The sequence below is a fragment of the uncultured Catenibacterium sp. genome (assembly GCF_900540665.1).
In the GTDB taxonomy this organism is placed as follows: Bacteria; Bacillota_I; Bacilli_A; order Erysipelotrichales; family Coprobacillaceae; genus Catenibacterium.
The window spans coordinates 1-17,354 of the sequence record NZ_UQGV01000054.1 but is presented as its reverse complement, the minus strand read 5'-3'; the positions used below and the strand labels follow the sequence as shown (position 1 = coordinate 17,354).

Below are 17,354 nucleotides of genomic sequence, written 5' to 3'. Positions count from 1 at the left end.
GGCGCAGAAATAATGATTAATTCCAATATTAACATTGTTTCTTGTCTACTCTATTAAGTAAATTGCTTTATTGATATGAAGATAGTAGATGATTGCCTGTACATTTGTATGGAATACTTCTTGAAGTACTTTAGAGTAATAAGACAACTGTGTACGATGGAGATCAATAAGAGTTTCATCACTGTTATCTTTTGATACTCTATCTGTCTTATAGTCTAGTACATAGACTTTATTGTCTTTGATAAAGACTAAGTCAAATATACCATTGACGATCAGTCCATTTTCATCCTTATATCTAAATGCCTTTTCCTGATAAATAGTATCAGCTTCCTTGATTAATTGATAGGTTTCACTGTTTATAAAATCATTAATATGAGGAAGATAGTTATTTAAGACCTTGAGTCCTTCTTCATCAAACATCTGATTTTCATAGAGTGATTGAATCAACTCTTCAGGATCATCTTCTTTAAAATTGAAGTAACTCAATAAGTTATGTACCAATGTTCCTCTATCTGTTGCAAGATAGTGTGTTTCTTCATCACTGAAATCAAAATGTGTATCATCATTCTTCATTTCTTCCATACTTGTTACCGCCATACTTCGAGGTTCAACAGGATAAGGATATTCAAAATCATAATACTTCTTATAGGCACGATATTGGTTTGTTGCCTTAATTTTCGCATAAGCAGGAATCCTGTTTATTGTTTCACTGCTATCTTGGATGACACAATGGAAACGTGCTAAGTAGGTATCATCATTCTCTAGTTCCTCAAAAGAAGAACGATCTAAAGAAAGATACGGAATAATTTCAGGAATCGCTTGTCTTATATCCTTCTGGAAATCCTTATGTCTTAACAAAGCCATAAGAACCCAGTCTAAATAATTATTGGTAGAACGCATGGCTAGGTTATATACAACACCCTGTCCCCTAATTAGAGTAGGATCTGTATCATTAGCCTGAACCTTACGGGCAATAGAAATAATTTCTTCTTCATCCTTAATTGTACCAGTTAAGATGAGTTTCTTTTCTGCACGTGTTAAGGCAACATATAGAATACGCATTTCTTCATTCACTGTTTCTTGACGAATGAACATCTTCAACATCTTTAAATAAGGATGCTCATACTTACATAGAATTTTTCCAAAAGGAGACTTTTCTTTTCGTGCAACACTGCCTGCCACTCCATCATGCTGAGAAATAATAATTTCGGCTTTCTCATCTGATGAATTGAACTTCTTCTGCATTGCACTCACAAAGACAACAGGGAACTGTAACCCTTTAGACTTATGAATAGTCATAAACTCTACAGCATCATTCTCATCACTCGCAATAAAGCCAGGGGCCTGGCTAGAAGAAGAATCTAATAATTCTAGGTAATCCTTTAAATAAGGATATTCTTTATTTGTACGGAATGTTTCTAATAGAATATCTAAGTTTGCGCTACGTTGTTCACCATTCATTAGCTGGGATACAAAAGCCTGGTATCCTGTTTCTTTTAAACACTTCTTTAATGTCTCATAAGGTGAAGATGTCATGGCAGTATTTCTTAAATCATCGAACACCTCTAAGAAATGAAGTACCTTCTTATTTGTATGATGTGTGAGGTTGATATAGAGAGGATCATTCGCATCTCTGATTTCTAATAACTCATTCTCAGTAAAGTGAGAGAATAAGAAGTTATTATGTAATACAGATAACATCGCAATATCATCATATGGATTAACCAAAGCCTTTAATAATGTCATGATACTGATGACTTCATTAGACTCAAATAAACCAGTGGATAAAGTAATATTTACAGGAATATGATAACGTTCAAACACCTTCTTATAAGTAATAAATTCTGTAGTAGCACGCATGAGTACCGCAAAATCATGATACTTATAATCTGTATCCTGTCTCATCTGAATAATCTTCTGCGCAACCATATGTGCTTCTACTTCAGATTTTGTATAATCTCCTTGTTTCTCATAATGAGAAATAAGTACATCTGTATCAAAATCATGATTCTTTTTTAATTCTGAAAGTGTTGTACCTTTTGCTTCATAATCATATCTTAAAATCGCATTATCACCATGGATATACTCTAACCCACCTACAGCTGTATCCATAATACAATCAAAGATATAATTGACACTATCCAATACAACTTTTTCAGAACGATAGTTAAACTTTAAATCAATACGAATATTTGTATCATATTCTGTCATCTCTTCTAGTTTAGTAAATGTATCAAACTTGTGCTGGAAGATTGAAGGATCGGCCTGTCTAAAACGATAAATAGACTGCTTCATATCACCGACCATAAACATTGGAATTTGTTCATCATAGTTCGCAATCTTTAAGACAAGGTTCTCCTGTATCTGGTTGGTGTCCTGATATTCATCCACCATGATTTCTTTTAATGTATGATTCAATCTTTCTACAACAGGAAGATCAGGCTGTAGAAGTCTTGTCGCATATTCTTCTAAATCATGGAAATCTAATTCATTTCTTGCCTTCTTTGCCTCGCTATAAGCCTGATTAAACTGATCTAACAGCCCATTTTTACCAAGTAAATAATAAATGTCTACATAAGAATAAGTAAGATACTCAGAGAATTTATCTGTAAAAGAGAAATACTTCTTTAACTTTTTGAGAGGTTCAGTGACATCGGCCTTTAATTTTGTATATTGTTTCTTAACAGAATCATCTACACCGAGTTCATTCCACTTGATAGATGACATTTCTATTTTATGTGATACACGCCCGTCTAGTACAGTATAAGACATTGGCATATCTAATGCCTTGTATAAATCAGAATAATAATCATATAATGCAGTGGCAGGTGCAGGATGTTTCGCATTTTCATCTGCTTCAAAGAAATAAGTAATATCATGTTTTTCACAGAAACGATAGAGAATATTATAAGCACTCAAACTCTTAAGACAGCAATCTTGATACAATTTTGCCATGCCTTCTAGAATCGGTTTTTTTCCAAAAAACTTAAATTTATAATATTTCTCATGGACTTGATTAAGGAACTGATGGAAGTCCACAAAAGAATTGGTTATATTCTGAAAATCAATCAATGTCTGTTTTAAATCATTAAACTCGTTCTTTGTATTATGACGAGATGCATAATCCTGAAAACGTGGTTCTTTGACCCACTTCTCTAAACATTGATCTAATACTTGATCTTTGATTAAATCAGGTGAAGGATTGACTTTAAATCCTGGCATGATACCAATCAAATAACCATATTTCTCCAAGAGAGTCTTACAGAAACTATCAAATGTTGTGATATAGGCATGAGGTAATAATTGAATCTGTTCTTGAATGTGTCTTAATGTTTCTTCATCATGATCAGCCATGGCTTCTTCATGTAAAGACACATTTAATCTTTGTTTCATTTCATTGCCTGCGGCTTTAGTAAAAGTTAATACTAGAAATTGATCCATTGAATAATGATCATTCACAATCAAACTGATTAAACGGGCTACAAGAATTCTTGTCTTTCCTGAACCAGCAGGAGCACTGACAAGAATAGTCTTTCCTCTTAAATCAATCGCAGCCTGCTGTTCTTTATTGTATTTAGGCATTCTCATCATCTCCTTTTAGTTTCTTATACATATCTTTCGCAATTATTCTATTTTCGTTCTCAAATACATCAAATAAACATACTGACTTATATGGGCAGTAGTTACATGGATATACCTTGAAGTCGTTAGATGGCTGTGCACCTTCCATTAAAGTAGGGTGGATAGGGATTAAACCATCATGAATCTTTTTATATAGTTCAGAAATATGGTTTTCAACATATTTCATAATTGAATCCAAGTCATCAGGAGAAATGACTTTTGCGCCATTATAGTATTCTCCAGATTTCTTAACTCTGATAGGAGTTACAAGATCAGGGAAGTCACCAAGAGCCTTTACAGATTTAGTGGATCCATCATCCACCATATAGCCTTCCATACGATATTCTTTTAATATCTCCCTTTGAATACTAGTACCCCATGAATCATCCTCACGTGCAAGCATACGTTTCTTCATATTGAAGTACAACATACCTGCACGGTCCTTATTCTCCTGTTCACATAACATATCTAGATAAACAAGCATCTGAATATTAAATCCCTGTATCGCAAGATTGAAATCAATCTCCTTCTTACTTGACTTATAATCTACAATACGTACCATATTCTCGAATTCATCCACTCTATCAATAATACCTGAGAAAGGAACGCCTCCAATTTCACCAGATATTTCTTTTTCTTTTGCGACAGGTACATATTTACCATATTTTAACTGCTTCTGAATAATCTTGATTGTCATCTTCATATCTTCAATGAGATTATTAATAAAATATTGGTTCATTGGATGATCATCATATTTCTCTTTCAGATTCTCTTCTATATAATGTTTCGCTTCTTCATCCACAAGAGATACATCATCCAAACATTTCTCCATTAAATAATGACATAAAGAACCAAGTTCACTTGACTGTAAAGTATCCTCTCTCTTTTCATTAATCTTTAATCCATATTTGATGTAATAAGAGAAAGGACATTTATTATATGTCTCTAAACGAGACACACTTACTCCTTTTCCTAACTTTTGAGTATCTTTAATGAACTCAGGCTGGTTACTTGTCATCTTATAATGGTCAATCAAACGATTAATAGGGTCATTATCAATACGTGACTGATTTAAATAAAGGTTATTCTTAATTAAATTAAGCGAAGGATTAATATGTTCTAGCTTAAAGATATCATCTATACGTGACATAAGAATAGAAGGAATCAATTCATTGGCAGCCATATTCTTCTTGCTGTAAGAGAATGTATAAGATAAATAAGGATTTAAAAGAACCTGTATAATACGCTTATAATGTACCTGCAGCTGTTCATCTAATAATAGAGGATGAGGATTAAACTGCTTATAGTCTTCCTCCATTAAGAATCCTTTATCACTGATTTCTAAAGGTAAGAATGTTTCATTGATTCCTGTTAAGTAAATATGTTTAGGTGAAGCAGTAAGTCCTTTTTCAAGTGAAGTCACAATAACACCTGTCTTATTTGTAACTCTATTACCTAGAATAATACATTGGAGGAATAAATCAAACTCTTCAGGACTGATTTCATCATCACATTGATAAGCAGCAAGAGTCTTGATCATGGATGCACTGATATCCTGTTTCTGAAGGAACTGAATAATTTCTTTAAAAGTATGTCCTTTACATTTCGATAATGATCGAGACATTTTACGATAATCACTATTATAATGACATGTTTCATTTTTTGATAATGTGGCAGGAATATTGAGTTCATCAAAACATATAGTTAAATAATCTGAATAACTTGTCTGGTTGGTGATGATCATAAAATCTTCATATTGCAGCTGTTCATTCACAATACGTGATTTAATGTCACAAGCAATCTTCATACATTCCTGCATTGGATGCCCGCCACTCATTACACGTCCTTTCGCAACTTCATGTACATCAATATTATCAAATAAGTGATGAATAATAGTATCTTCATACTCACTTAATACTTCATCTGTTTCTGTCATTTCTAATAATGTGACTGGAACATAATTGTCTATCTTATTAAATAACTCTTTGGATGCAATATGAGGATAATCATCACTCATAATATAAAGAGGTGTCTTTAAAGAATCGTCTATTAAATCTTCCACCATCTCTTCAATTGTCCAGTATCCTCCTGCAATAAGTGAATTAATCGTATATAGATCTTCACATTTTTTACTTAATAAAGTATCTTCGAAAAACTGTTCGAGAGTTATATTATTTCTATGAATCTTCTTAAGTGTAGAAATGAGTTCAAGAATCATCTCATAAGAATTAGAACTAAACTGTATTGTATTAAATGTATGACAAGAAAGAATATGACGCATTATAAAAACAAGATCTGCCTGTGAATAAATATGACGGGCAAACTGTTTATGTGAAATCAAAATCTTATCAACATACTGTTTCAATGTAAGAACCTCTATATCAAATAAGCAGGAATACTTATTCAAGAATAGATCTTCTACATATTCTGTATTCTCTGTAATGATATAAGCAGGTCCTTGCAGGGTGTCTGCAAGTTCATTGAGTTTTTTATTGAGGCGCATCCCTTTAATAATCTGCATAGTGATTCTCCTTTCGCACTTTAGTACTATTATATCATTGCATCTAAAATCATGCATTAAGTTCAGCGTCTATAACACCTATATAGTGGAGTTATTAAAAAAAGCCTTCCACATAAGTGGAAAGCTTCATCTTAACGTAACTCATCAAGCCACATAGATACATCTGCATCACTAGGCATACGTAAATCTCCACGAGGAGATAAAGCCACTGAACCAACTTTAGGTCCATCTGGGATGCAGCTGCGCTTGAACTGCTGAGTAAAGAAACGTCTATAGAATAGTGTTAACCATTTCTTAATTGTTGCTTCATCGTATTTATCACCATATGTATGAATCGCAATACGTAATAGTTTCTGTGGTTCATAATGGAATCTTGCATGATGATAAAGGAAGAAGTCATGTAATTCATAAGGTCCTACAATATCTTCTGTCTTCTGAGTGATTTCACCATCTTTTGCAGGAAGCAATTCAGGTGAGACTGGTGTATGAAGAATATCCTGTAATGTGGCTTCTAATACCTCTCCTTTATATAGAGTAGATACATAATCTACAAGATATCTTACAAGTGTCTTAGGAACAGAAACATTTACACCATACATACTCATATGGTCACCATTATAAGTAGACCATCCAAGTGCAACTTCTGATAAGTCTCCAGTACCTACGACAATGCCACCTGCCTGATTCGCAATATCCATAAGAACCTGTGTTCTTTCACGTGCCTGGCAGTTTTCATAAGTCACATCATGGACTTCAGGGTCATGATTAATATCTTTGAAATGCTGGTTAACGGCATCTTTGATATTGACTGTCATAGAAGTGACTTCTAGTTCCTTCATAAGTGTTAAGGCGTTATTTAAAGTACGATCTGTTGTACCAAAACAAGGCATTGTGACCGCAATAATATCTGATACAGGACGACCTAACATCTTATAAGCCTTATGCATAACAAGTAAGGCAAGAGTAGAATCAAGTCCTCCAGACATACCAACAACGACTTTCTTAATATGAGCGGCTTCTAATCTCTGCATTAAGCCATGAGTCTGGATATTGAATACTTCTTCACAACGTGCTGCACGTTTCTCTTTATCACTTGGTACAAATGGATGAGGATCATAATAACGATCTAAATCCAATTCTTCATCATCAAGCATAAATGGTACAGTATCAAAATAATCTTCACTTTCATATGTTGTCATTTCAATGCGTTCTGTATGAATCTTTTCTAAATCCATATCTGCATAGATTAAACCTGTAGAATACTGAGTAGATTCTTTAAGTAATGTACCATTTTCATAAATAAGGTGATGATTAGAGAATACAACATCAGTTGTTGATTCACCCACACCCGTATTACTATAAACATAGCCACATACAAGTCTTGCACTTGTTGCACTAATTAAGCTACGTCTATAATCACTCTTACCTGTTAAGTTATTAGAAGCAGAAGGATTCACAATCAGTGTTGCTCCATTTAAACATGCATCCGTACTTGGTGTATGAGGTGCCCATACATCTTCACATATTTCTACCCCGATCTTTAACCAAGGATGATTTACATCTTCAAAAAGCTGTTCAGTTGTGACGTGAATTTCCTGATCACATAAAGTAATATATTCATCGAGATCACGACCACTCTTGAAATGTCTGCCTTCATAGAATTCATGATAGTTAGGAATATATGTCTTAGGTACAGCACCTAGAATATCTCCTCTATGTAGTACAAGAGCGCAATTATAAAGATCATTACGGATGATAAGTGGCATACCAATCACAATCACTGTATTGAGATCTTTTGTTTCATCTAAAATATATTGAAGCTGTGTTTCTGATTCATTCAATACTCTCTTCTGAAAGAAAAGATCTTCAATTGTATAACCAGTTAAACATAATTCATTTAATACAAGAACCTGTGTATGATTTGCGTTGGCTTCTTTTGATAAACGGATAATCTCCTGCGCATTCTTTTTCACATTTGCGATAGAGACTTTAAAAGAACCAGCTGCAACTCTAATAAAACCATCTTTCATAAACATTCCTCCAATTTCCCTCTCATTATATCAAAAAAAGTTCACGTAAGTGAACTTTATAATAAATGTATCTTATTTTCTTCGCAGATGCGCATTGTATCTTCATCCCATAATGAAGCCTGTACTTCACCAATATGGGCTTTCTTCAAGAAGAACATACATAAACGTGACTGACCGATACCGCCACCAATACTTAATGGATAAACGTTATTTAAAACATTCTGGTGATAAGGAAGTTCAGTACGTTCCTCTGCATGGGCTTTCTTTAGCTGTTCCTCTAAGGCTTTCGCATCAACACGTACACCCATAGAAGACAATTCAAATGCATCATCAAGAATAGGATGATAAACAAGAATATCACCATTAAGTGTCCAGTCATCATAGTCTGGTGCACGACCATCATGTTTGATGCCAGATTTTAGGGTATCCCCAATCTTCATTAAGCAGACAGCTTTCTTTGCTTTAGTGATGGCTCTTTCTCTTTCCTTTGGTGTTAAATCAGGATAAACATCTTCTAATTCCTGTGTTGTAATAAAGAAGATCTTTTCTGGTAACAATCCCTTATCTAGCTGTGGATAATGACGAATCATTAAGAAATCTAAATCTAATAAAGCTTTATAAATCTTCTTAACAGTCTGTTTAAAGAAATCAACTGTACGATCTTCAGGTTTGATCACTAATTCCCAGTCCCACTGGTCTACATACATAGAATGAAGGTTATCGATTATTTCATCTCTTCTAATTGCATTCATATCTGTATATAGTCCAGTATGTGCTTCAAAGCCATATCTATAAAGCGCATCACGCTTCCATTTTGCAAGTGAATGAATGATTTCAATTTCATCATCATTATTCAATTCATAGCTGTTGAAGGCCACTGGTCTTTCAGTTCCATTTAAATCATCATTTAATCCTGTGTTTTTTAATAAGAATAATGGTGCAGATACTCGAGTGAGTCTTAATTCTTCTGATAAACGTCTTTCAAAATAGTCTTTAATCATCTTAATCGCAACTTCAGTCTCAATCAGATTGAGTTGTGAGTGATAATTCTCTGGTACAAATACTTTGCTCATAACTTTACTCCTTTATACATGATTATATAAGAAAAAAATAAAAAAGAAAGAAAGAAAACAGTATTTCTCTGAATATTTAAAAATATGTAATAATTTAGGGAAATTGAAAAAACAACGAACTTGATTGACTTATTTCCGATTATTTAATACAATGTTGAAAATACAAGATAAGGAGATGCACAATGGAAAAATTGTTTAAGAGCACAAGAGGCAATCAGACACCTATTGATTTTTATACATCTATTCTTCAGGGGATCGCAAGTGATGGGGGATTACTTGTACCTGACTTCGATTTTGAAAAGAAAAACTTAGAAGAACTTCTATCATTAAACTATGTTGATCTTGCAACAGAGATTATTGGTACATTTGCACCGAGTGATGCAAAGGAAGCATTACATACAGCTTGTACACAGGCTTATGGTGAAGGTTTATTCTGTGATGAAGTGGTTCCTGTAAAGAAAGCAGGAAATGTATATGTTGCAGAACTCTATCAGGGGCCTACAGCTGCATTCAAGGATATGGCATTATCTATGCTTCCTAGAATGATGACTCTTTCTTTAAAGAAGAAAGGTGAAGAACGTGAAGTGATGATTCTTGCAGCAACAAGTGGTGATACTGGGAAAGCTGCATTAGAAGGCTTTAAGGATGTTGAAGGAACTTGTATTAAAGTTTTCTATCCAATTGATGGTGTATCTGCTATTCAGCAGCAGCAGATGGTCACAACAACAGGTAAGAATGTTGAAATCATTGGTATTAGAGGAAACTTTGATGATGCACAGTCTGCAGTTAAGAAGGCTTTTGGTTCAAAAGAATTAAAAGAACTTTGTGATGAACATCATATTTTCTTATCTTCTGCTAATTCAATTAATATTGGACGTTTAATTCCACAGATTGTTTATTATTTCTATTCTTATTTAACACTTGTAAAGAGAAATGAAATTAAGTTAGGAGAAGCAGTGAACTTTACAGTACCTTCAGGTAACTTTGGTAACTGCTTAGCGGGATGGATTGCAAAGAATATGGGCTTACCAGTGAACCAGTTTATTGTTGCTTCTAATAAGAATAATATCTTAACTGATTTCTTTACAACTGGTACTTATGATGCAAGACGTGAATTCTATAAAACGAATGCACCTGCAATGGATATCTTAGTTTCTAGTAACTTAGAAAGATTAGTATGGTTCATGGTGAATGGTGATAGTGAAAAAGTAAATAAGTATATGGAAGAACTTAAAGAAACAGGTGTTTATAAAGTAGATGATGAAACACTCGCAAGAGTTCAGAAAGAATTCAAGGCAGGATGTCTTGGAGAAGAAGATGTACTTAAGGTTGTTCATGACTGCTGGAATGAAAACAAGTATTTATTAGATACACATACAGCGGTTGGTTATGGTGTTTATGAAGAATATGTCAAGAACACTGGTGATACAACTAAGACAATCTTGCTTTCAACTGCGTCACCTTATAAGTTCCCTGAATCTGTTTATCAGGCATTAACAGGTGAAGAAGTAGATGTTTATACAGCTATTGAAAAATTACATGATTTAACTGATATGGATATTTCTTATCCATTAAAGGGTATTAAGGATCGCGAAATCCTTCATAAGGGTGTTATTGATCGAGATGCCATTTTAGATACTATTGCAGATAAGATCAAGGAGTACTAATTATGTTTGTAAAGGTAAGAGTTCCTGCAACAAGCGCAAACTTAGGACCTGGATTTGACGTTGCAGGTCTAGCAGTCACTTTATATAATACATTCACTTTTGAATTATTAGATGAAGGATTAGAAATCTTAGGATGTCCTGAACAGTTTGCGAATAAAGATAACTTAGCTTATCGTGCCTTTGAAGAAGGTGCACGTTATGTGGGATTAGATTATAAAGGATTGCGTATTACCAATGAAGGAGATGTTCCTTATACAAGAGGATTAGGTTCTTCTTCTACATGTATTGTTGCTGGTATTGTTGGTGCTTTCGCATTTAAGAATCGCTATGAAGAACGTCAGAACATTCTTGAACTTGCGACTAAGATTGAAGGACATCCAGATAACGTTGCTCCAGCTATCTTTGGTGGTTTAACTGTTTCTGTTATGGAAGAACATAAAGTGACTACACTTTCAATCCCTGTTAAACAGGACTATCGTTATGTAGCACTCATTCCACCTTTCACATTATCTACAGAAAAAGCACGTTCTGTATTACCACAGACATTAGACCGTGCAGATGCGATTAAGAATGTATCTCATCTTGCATTGATGGTTGCATCACTTATTAATGGATATGATGAAGGGTTAAAACTAGGTTTTAAGGATCGTTTCCATCAGCCATATCGTGGACACTTAATTGATAACTTCTTCCCTATTATGGATGTATTAGAGAAGGATGAAAAAGTATTAGGTGCTTATTTATCAGGTGCAGGGCCTACTATTATGGCTTTGATACGTGCTGATGATACAATGGGTGTTGTTCGTATTAAAGAAGAATTAGGATCTTTAATTGACGGATGGCAAGTAGAAAAGTTAGAATTAGATGAACGTGGATTTACATGTGACTTTTTATAATACCTGGCAGTTGTCAGGTATTTTTTTCAGGAGGATCAAATGAAGAACTATCATACACACACAACTAGATGTATGCACGCTATTGGAAGTGAAGAAGAGTATATTTTAGCGGCTATATCTGCAGGGTATAGCGAACTAGGCTTTTCAGATCATACACCATGGCATTATGATTCAGGTTACCATGCAACAATGCGTATGGATGAATCACAACTCGAGGACTATGTCCATACATTATCAGTACTTAGGGATAAATATAAAGACAAGATTTCTATTAAGATTGGTTTAGAGTGTGAATATTTTGAAGATAAGATGGACTGGCTTAAGGAACAGGTAGAACGTTATGGACTAGATTATCTTATTTTAGGTAATCATTTTGATGGCAGTGATGAAACAGGTATTTACTATGGGTATCCTGTGAGTTTAGAAGAATTAAAAAGATATGTATCACAGGTAATCAAGGCAATGGATACAGGTTTATTTTCATATGTAGCACATCCTGATGTTGTCTTTTATGATGAAAATAAGCAGGAACATATTGATGAATTAGAAAAAATCTGTATTCATGCAGCTGAAATAAATATGCCTTTAGAATTCAATTTATTAGGATTTAAGGCAATGCGTCATTATCCAAGTCAGCCATTTATTGATTTATGTAAAAAGCATCATAATCGTATTATTATAGGGACAGATGCACATGAACCTGGTGCATTAAAAGACTCTAAAACATACAATTGTGCTTATACTTATTTAAAAGAGAATGGGTTAGAAATTACAGAAGATATAAAGATGTTGAAATAGAAGGCTTGAAAAAGCCTTTGTTTTGGTGGTATGAGTGCATAATATGAATAAGAGAAGGAGAAAAAGAATATGGTTAATTATGAAGAAGCAAAGAAAATCGCTTTAGAATTTCTTGGTGAAATGGCAGTACATATCAATGAGGCATTTGAAACAGAAGATGCTTATATTTTTAACGATTCTGAACATGAGTATGCAGGATGGATTCCTGTTGTTATTGGAAAAAGTGATGGACGTCGTATTCATTATGGTGAATATATGCTTGGTGATGAGCAGACATGGACTTATAAGAAGAAAATTAAATTTTAGTTACTTTGACAGCTACAGTGTTGACACTTTGAAAAAGTATTGGACTATTCATACTAATTTTGATTTAGATGGATGCAGAAAATGTGGTAATGTATTTCGTTTGAAGAAGAACACTCATATGAGGCATTGAATGTAGATAGTTGAACCAGTTTGACAGTTATCACGATACTAAATATAAAATATGTTGAGATATCCGTTGTTTATTAGATTTTGATACATTTGGAAAATGTAGTAATGTATATTGCTGTAGTGATATTTCTTAAATTTGAAAGTACGTATTATCTATTAAAAAGAATGATATTATTTCATTTATTTAAAAAAACCTTTACAATATAAAGTGCCTAGTATTGATTAAAGGCTGTTTAATGAAGGTGGTGATAAAAATGGAACATATTACAGATATAGATAAAACAGCACATCTTGAAGAATGTGTTGAAGCGGTGAGAGAAATTATTAATCCAGATGATTATGGATTAACTGAAGAAGCGCTTTATGCCTTAACAAAAGAAATAATGGATACTTCTCTTACAATGGGAGGAGACTTTCATTTAGATAATATTCGTTTCTTTGCGGAACGTTTTATTAAGAGTGGATCAATTGCTCGTTTTAAGATGGCTCATGAAAATGATTTTTAAGGAGGAATTGTATGGGTAAAATAGAAGATGTTATCCAACAGTACCTGGATGAACATAAAAGTCATTATCTAGGTAAATATCGTTATAGATGCAGTTATCGTATTGGTGATACGGCTATGAAGTTTCATTATTATATGCTTGATGAGAGCTTCAGAAATATCGATATTTATGTTGAACTTTCATATGGTGAGAAAGTTGAAGCAGAATTTTCAGAAAACTTAAATGACCAGGAAAAGCAGTTTATTATTAAAGATGCGCTGGTACATATTTTTTATAAAGAAAAGTTTACACATATTCTTCATTATTCTTTGATTCCAAAAATTGTGAAGGAACATCACTTGATTGATACAAACATGGCACCAATTGATTATATCGAGATATTTGAGTATATGAAGTATCATCAGGGTATTAATCAGAAGACAATTGATTCTTTCTATGAAATCTATCTTCCGGTGATGCATGATTTGATCAAGACACAGAAATATGATGTTTATATTAGTTCGTTGATCTTATTACTGCGTAATATACTTTATGAATATGATTGGGATGGGCCAAATTCCAAGTATCGTGATATTGAATATCAATATCATTTATATTATGTGAGAGAATTGATCCAGGAAATCGTGGATCACTTAGATGTATTCTATAAGCATGCGGCAAGCTACTTATTCCATTTAATGCAACTTTTATGTCAGCATACTTTATTCGCATTCTGTATTATGACTGATTTAAGCTCATTGTTTGATTCTAATGAAGTTGTTTTAACAGCCTTATCAGATAATATGAAGAAACATTTTATTTTATATGATAAAGAAGCAGGTAATTTGAATGAATGTAATCTTGTTTATTCTTATTTATTCTATTATTACTTAAACAAGAAGGAACCTTTTAGAGAAGTTATCAAACAGTTGTTTAGAACAATTGTGGATTCAATTCTTGTCTATGCGAATCATGATCTAGATCTTGCGTTAGGTAATATGTTATTGAAGAATGAAGGTTATGATGTATTGTTGGATTTATTCAGCAGTGACTATAATACATTTGTATTCACATGCTTCCCAATCAGTTCATTCCCAACCGAAATGCGTACATCAGTTCGTAATGAACTTGTTGCCGCTATTCGTTTCTTTGCAGGTAGAATGAACAACGATAAGTATAAACTCAGCTCATTTGAACAGGTATTAAATATCAATAGATTGTTATTAGATAATTTTGGAGATTGGTATAAATGAAAAAGAGAAACATAGTTACAGCGGTCTTCGGGACAGCTGTCCTTGCAGGTGCAGGGTTATATCAAAAAACAAGTCAGTTTGTGGATGAACGTTTATATCGTACACATATTAATCGTACTTCATTTGAGGTTTTAAAACCTCAGGTTGTGCGTATTAAGAATATGAATGATGCGATTTTAACTGGTTATCTTCTTGAAGCGGATCATGCAGACAATACATTGATCATGGTTCATGGATTTACTAAGGATGCTTCTTCTTTAGAGAATGAAGCACTCTATTTTCAGTCAATCTGTCCACATACCAATATTTTGATGTTTGACTGTTATGGCAATGGTTCATCAGATGGTGTCACAAGAGGTGTTGGTTTTCAGGATGTTATGGATATCAACTACTGGAATCGTTATATTATTCAAAAATATGGTAAAGAACATCATGTCTTCTTCTATGGTAAAGAAACAGGTGCAACTGCACTACTTTGTGCAGGTAGTGCTGGCTTATTAAAGAATGCAACAAGCATGATTGTAGAAAGCACATTTAAGAATGTGCGTGATTACTTTGTATATTTAATGAAGAATGATGGATATCCAGAATCAATCACACGACCTCTTCTTTCGATTGTGTTAAGAAAAGAATTAAATGTCACTCTCGATGATCTAGATGTCATGAGATATATTAGGAGAAATACTATTCCTACATTATTTATTCAGAACAAGAATAACAATAAAGCAGATTTTAATGATGTATTTGATTTATACAATGCAGCAGTATGTGAAAAAGAACTGATGCCATTAAAAGATAAGCCATTTTATGCTCTTGATGAAAAGCATCCTTATAAGGATCTTCTTACAGAGTTTTTAAATAGAAATGGATGATAGGAGGGCGCTATGTATTTTAAAGAATCAAAAGGTTTCCCAAAGGATTTCTTATGGGGAAGTGCTTCAGCTGCTTATCAGGTAGAAGGTGCCTGGGCTGAAGATGGTAAAAAACCTTCTGTATGGGATAAGTTTGTAAGAATCCCTGGTAAGACATTCAAAGCTACTACAGGTGATAAAGCAGTTGATCATTATCACATGTATAAAGAAGACGTCAGATTAATGGGTGAAATGGGTCTTAAGACTTATCGTTTCTCAATTGCCTGGTCAAGAATCTATCCAGATGGCAACGGACAGGTGAATGAAAAAGGTTTACAGTTCTATGATGACTTAATTGACGAATGCTTAAAGTATAATATCGTACCAATGATTACTGTATATCATTGGGATTTACCACAGGCATTAGAAGATCAATATCATGGCTGGGAAGACCGTCGTATTGTCGATGATTTTGTAAATTATGCAACAACATTATTTAAACGTTATGGTGATCGTGTTAAACACTGGATTATTTTGAATGAACAGAATGTCTTCACAGGCCATGGCTGGATGCTTGCAAAACATCCACCAGGAAAATTCAAAGATATGAAGACTTACTATCAGGTAAATCATCATGCATTCATGGCTCATGCTAAGTCAGTATTGGCATTAAAAGAACTTTATCCTGATGCATTAGTTGGCTCATCATTCGCGTATGGTCCAGCTTATGCTGTGTCTGATAAGCCGGAAGATCAGATGGCATGTGTAGACTATGAAGATTTGAAGTCATATTACTGGATGGATGTTTATGCATATGGACGTTATCCAAGATCTGCTATGAAATACTTAGAATCATTAGGTGTTGCACCTCACTTTGAGGAAGGCGACCTTGAAATTCTAAAGGCAGCTGCCGCAAAGGTAGACTTTATGGGTGTGAACTATTATAAGACATGCAGTATTGAATATAACCCATTAGATGGTGTTGATTCTCTTGGCGGTGAAAACAATACAGGTAAAAAAGGTACAGCTGAGATGGAAGGTGTGCCAGGTATGTATAAAGTACCAGCTAATAAGAATCTTCCTACAACTGACTGGGACTGGACTATTGATCCTATGGGATTACGTTTTGCATGTCGTAAGATTACTTCACGTTATGATTTGCCAATCGTTATCTCAGAAAACGGACTTGGCGCATTTGATAAATTAGAAGATGGACAGATTCATGATTCATATCGTATTGAATATTTACGTAACCATATTGAAGAATTAAAGAAAGCATGTGATGATGGATGTCGTATTCTTGCATATTGTACATGGTCATACACTGATTTATTGAGCTGGTCAAATGGTTATCAGAAACGTTATGGTTTTGTATATGTAGATCGTGATGAAGATGAAAACTCAGGTACTCTTAAGAGAATTCCGAAGGATTCATATTATTGGTATAAGAAAGTCATTGAAACAAATGGCGAAGAATTATAAATGATTGAAGACTGACACACTGTAGTCAGTCTTTTATATGTTTAAATCGCGTGTATAGAGGTTATAAGAGGCAGTCATAAAAAAGAATAGAAAATAACAAAAATGGAAAAATGTAGCGTATATCAACTTAAAATAGGAATAGGCGAAGAATTGACAAAAAAATTCAAAAAACACTTTACAAGCACCGGTATTTTAGGTATTATAGACAGGCAGTCCGGGAGACGGGCTGAGACAGAACATTG

The 17,354-nt window shown here is 33.8% G+C and carries 12 protein-coding genes; 8 read left to right on the top strand and 4 right to left on the bottom strand.

Annotation, left to right across the window (positions count from 1 at the left end; translation table 11 throughout):
* Positions 1–45: 45 nt before the first annotated feature.
* From QZQ55_RS07715 to asnA, 4 genes are all read right to left on the bottom strand, one after another.
* The gene (locus tag QZQ55_RS07715; protein WP_295091928.1) at positions 46–3,582 is read right to left on the bottom strand and encodes a UvrD-helicase domain-containing protein; all 3,537 of its coding nucleotides are present in this window, start codon (positions 3,580–3,582) and stop codon (positions 46–48) included.
* Positions 3,575–6,142, bottom strand: coding sequence for a PD-(D/E)XK nuclease family protein (locus QZQ55_RS07710; protein ID WP_295091925.1), 2,568 nt, complete (start codon positions 6,140–6,142; stop codon positions 3,575–3,577). The genes QZQ55_RS07715 and QZQ55_RS07710 overlap by 8 nt, the downstream gene beginning before the upstream one ends.
* Positions 6,143–6,273: 131 nt before the next feature.
* Positions 6,274–8,172 (bottom strand): NAD(+) synthase, encoded by a 1,899-nt coding sequence (locus tag QZQ55_RS07705; protein ID WP_295091922.1) that lies wholly within the window; start codon positions 8,170–8,172, stop codon positions 6,274–6,276.
* Positions 8,173–8,228: 56 nt separating this feature from the next.
* On the bottom strand, positions 8,229–9,245 hold the full coding sequence (gene asnA, locus QZQ55_RS07700) for an aspartate--ammonia ligase (RefSeq protein WP_295091920.1): 1,017 nt from the start codon (positions 9,243–9,245) through the stop codon (positions 8,229–8,231).
* 182 nt (positions 9,246–9,427) lie between these two features.
* Between asnA and thrC the strand changes: the two genes are divergently transcribed.
* The 8 genes from thrC (at position 9,428) to QZQ55_RS07660 (ending at position 17,112) form a co-directional block, all read left to right on the top strand.
* Positions 9,428–10,912 carry a threonine synthase gene (thrC, locus tag QZQ55_RS07695; RefSeq protein ID WP_295091917.1) on the top strand — a complete coding sequence of 495 codons (1,485 nt, stop codon included), beginning with the start codon at positions 9,428–9,430 and terminating at the stop codon, positions 10,910–10,912.
* A 2-nt stretch (positions 10,913–10,914) separates the two neighbouring features.
* Positions 10,915–11,808: a homoserine kinase gene (gene thrB / locus QZQ55_RS07690; RefSeq protein ID WP_295091914.1), complete on the top strand. Its 894-nt coding sequence runs from the start codon at positions 10,915–10,917 to the stop codon at positions 11,806–11,808.
* Positions 11,809–11,847: 39 nt separating this feature from the next.
* Positions 11,848–12,606 (top strand): histidinol-phosphatase, encoded by a 759-nt coding sequence (locus QZQ55_RS07685; RefSeq protein WP_295091911.1) that lies wholly within the window; start codon positions 11,848–11,850, stop codon positions 12,604–12,606.
* 69 nt (positions 12,607–12,675) lie between these two features.
* Positions 12,676–12,912 (top strand): hypothetical protein, encoded by a 237-nt coding sequence (locus tag QZQ55_RS07680; protein ID WP_295091908.1) that lies wholly within the window; start codon positions 12,676–12,678, stop codon positions 12,910–12,912.
* A 383-nt stretch (positions 12,913–13,295) separates the two neighbouring features.
* On the top strand, positions 13,296–13,547 hold the full coding sequence (locus tag QZQ55_RS07675) for a hypothetical protein (RefSeq protein ID WP_006505197.1): 252 nt from the start codon (positions 13,296–13,298) through the stop codon (positions 13,545–13,547).
* Positions 13,548–13,558: 11 nt separating this feature from the next.
* Complete coding sequence (locus tag QZQ55_RS07670) at positions 13,559–14,779, top strand: hypothetical protein (protein ID WP_295091905.1); 1,221 nt, start codon at positions 13,559–13,561, stop codon at positions 14,777–14,779.
* Positions 14,776–15,651: a hypothetical protein gene (locus QZQ55_RS07665; RefSeq protein ID WP_295091902.1), complete on the top strand. Its 876-nt coding sequence runs from the start codon at positions 14,776–14,778 to the stop codon at positions 15,649–15,651. Before QZQ55_RS07670 ends, QZQ55_RS07665 begins: the two co-directional genes overlap by 4 nt.
* Positions 15,652–15,663: 12 nt before the next feature.
* The gene (locus tag QZQ55_RS07660; RefSeq protein ID WP_295091899.1) at positions 15,664–17,112 is read left to right on the top strand and encodes a glycoside hydrolase family 1 protein; all 1,449 of its coding nucleotides are present in this window, start codon (positions 15,664–15,666) and stop codon (positions 17,110–17,112) included.
* The last annotated feature ends 242 nt before the right edge of the window (positions 17,113–17,354 follow it).

Bases quoted from the DNA above. Each gene is read 5' to 3' on its own strand.
- QZQ55_RS07675 (WP_006505197.1), top strand. From the start codon at position 13,296: ATGGAACATATTACAGATATAGATAAAACAGCACATCTTGAAGAATGT.
- thrB (WP_295091914.1), top strand. From the start codon at position 10,915: ATGTTTGTAAAGGTAAGAGTTCCTGCAACAAGCGCAAACTTAGGACCT.
- QZQ55_RS07665 (WP_295091902.1), top strand. From the start codon at position 14,776: ATGAAAAAGAGAAACATAGTTACAGCGGTCTTCGGGACAGCTGTCCTT.
- QZQ55_RS07685 (WP_295091911.1), top strand. From the start codon at position 11,848: ATGAAGAACTATCATACACACACAACTAGATGTATGCACGCTATTGGA.
- thrC (WP_295091917.1), top strand. From the start codon at position 9,428: ATGGAAAAATTGTTTAAGAGCACAAGAGGCAATCAGACACCTATTGAT.
- QZQ55_RS07680 (WP_295091908.1), top strand. From the start codon at position 12,676: ATGGTTAATTATGAAGAAGCAAAGAAAATCGCTTTAGAATTTCTTGGT.
- QZQ55_RS07660 (WP_295091899.1), top strand. From the start codon at position 15,664: ATGTATTTTAAAGAATCAAAAGGTTTCCCAAAGGATTTCTTATGGGGA.
- QZQ55_RS07710 (WP_295091925.1), bottom strand. From the start codon at position 6,142: ATGCAGATTATTAAAGGGATGCGCCTCAATAAAAAACTCAATGAACTT.
- QZQ55_RS07705 (WP_295091922.1), bottom strand. From the start codon at position 8,172: ATGAAAGATGGTTTTATTAGAGTTGCAGCTGGTTCTTTTAAAGTCTCT.
- asnA (WP_295091920.1), bottom strand. From the start codon at position 9,245: ATGAGCAAAGTATTTGTACCAGAGAATTATCACTCACAACTCAATCTG.
- QZQ55_RS07715 (WP_295091928.1), bottom strand. From the start codon at position 3,582: ATGCCTAAATACAATAAAGAACAGCAGGCTGCGATTGATTTAAGAGGA.
- QZQ55_RS07670 (WP_295091905.1), top strand. From the start codon at position 13,559: ATGGGTAAAATAGAAGATGTTATCCAACAGTACCTGGATGAACATAAA.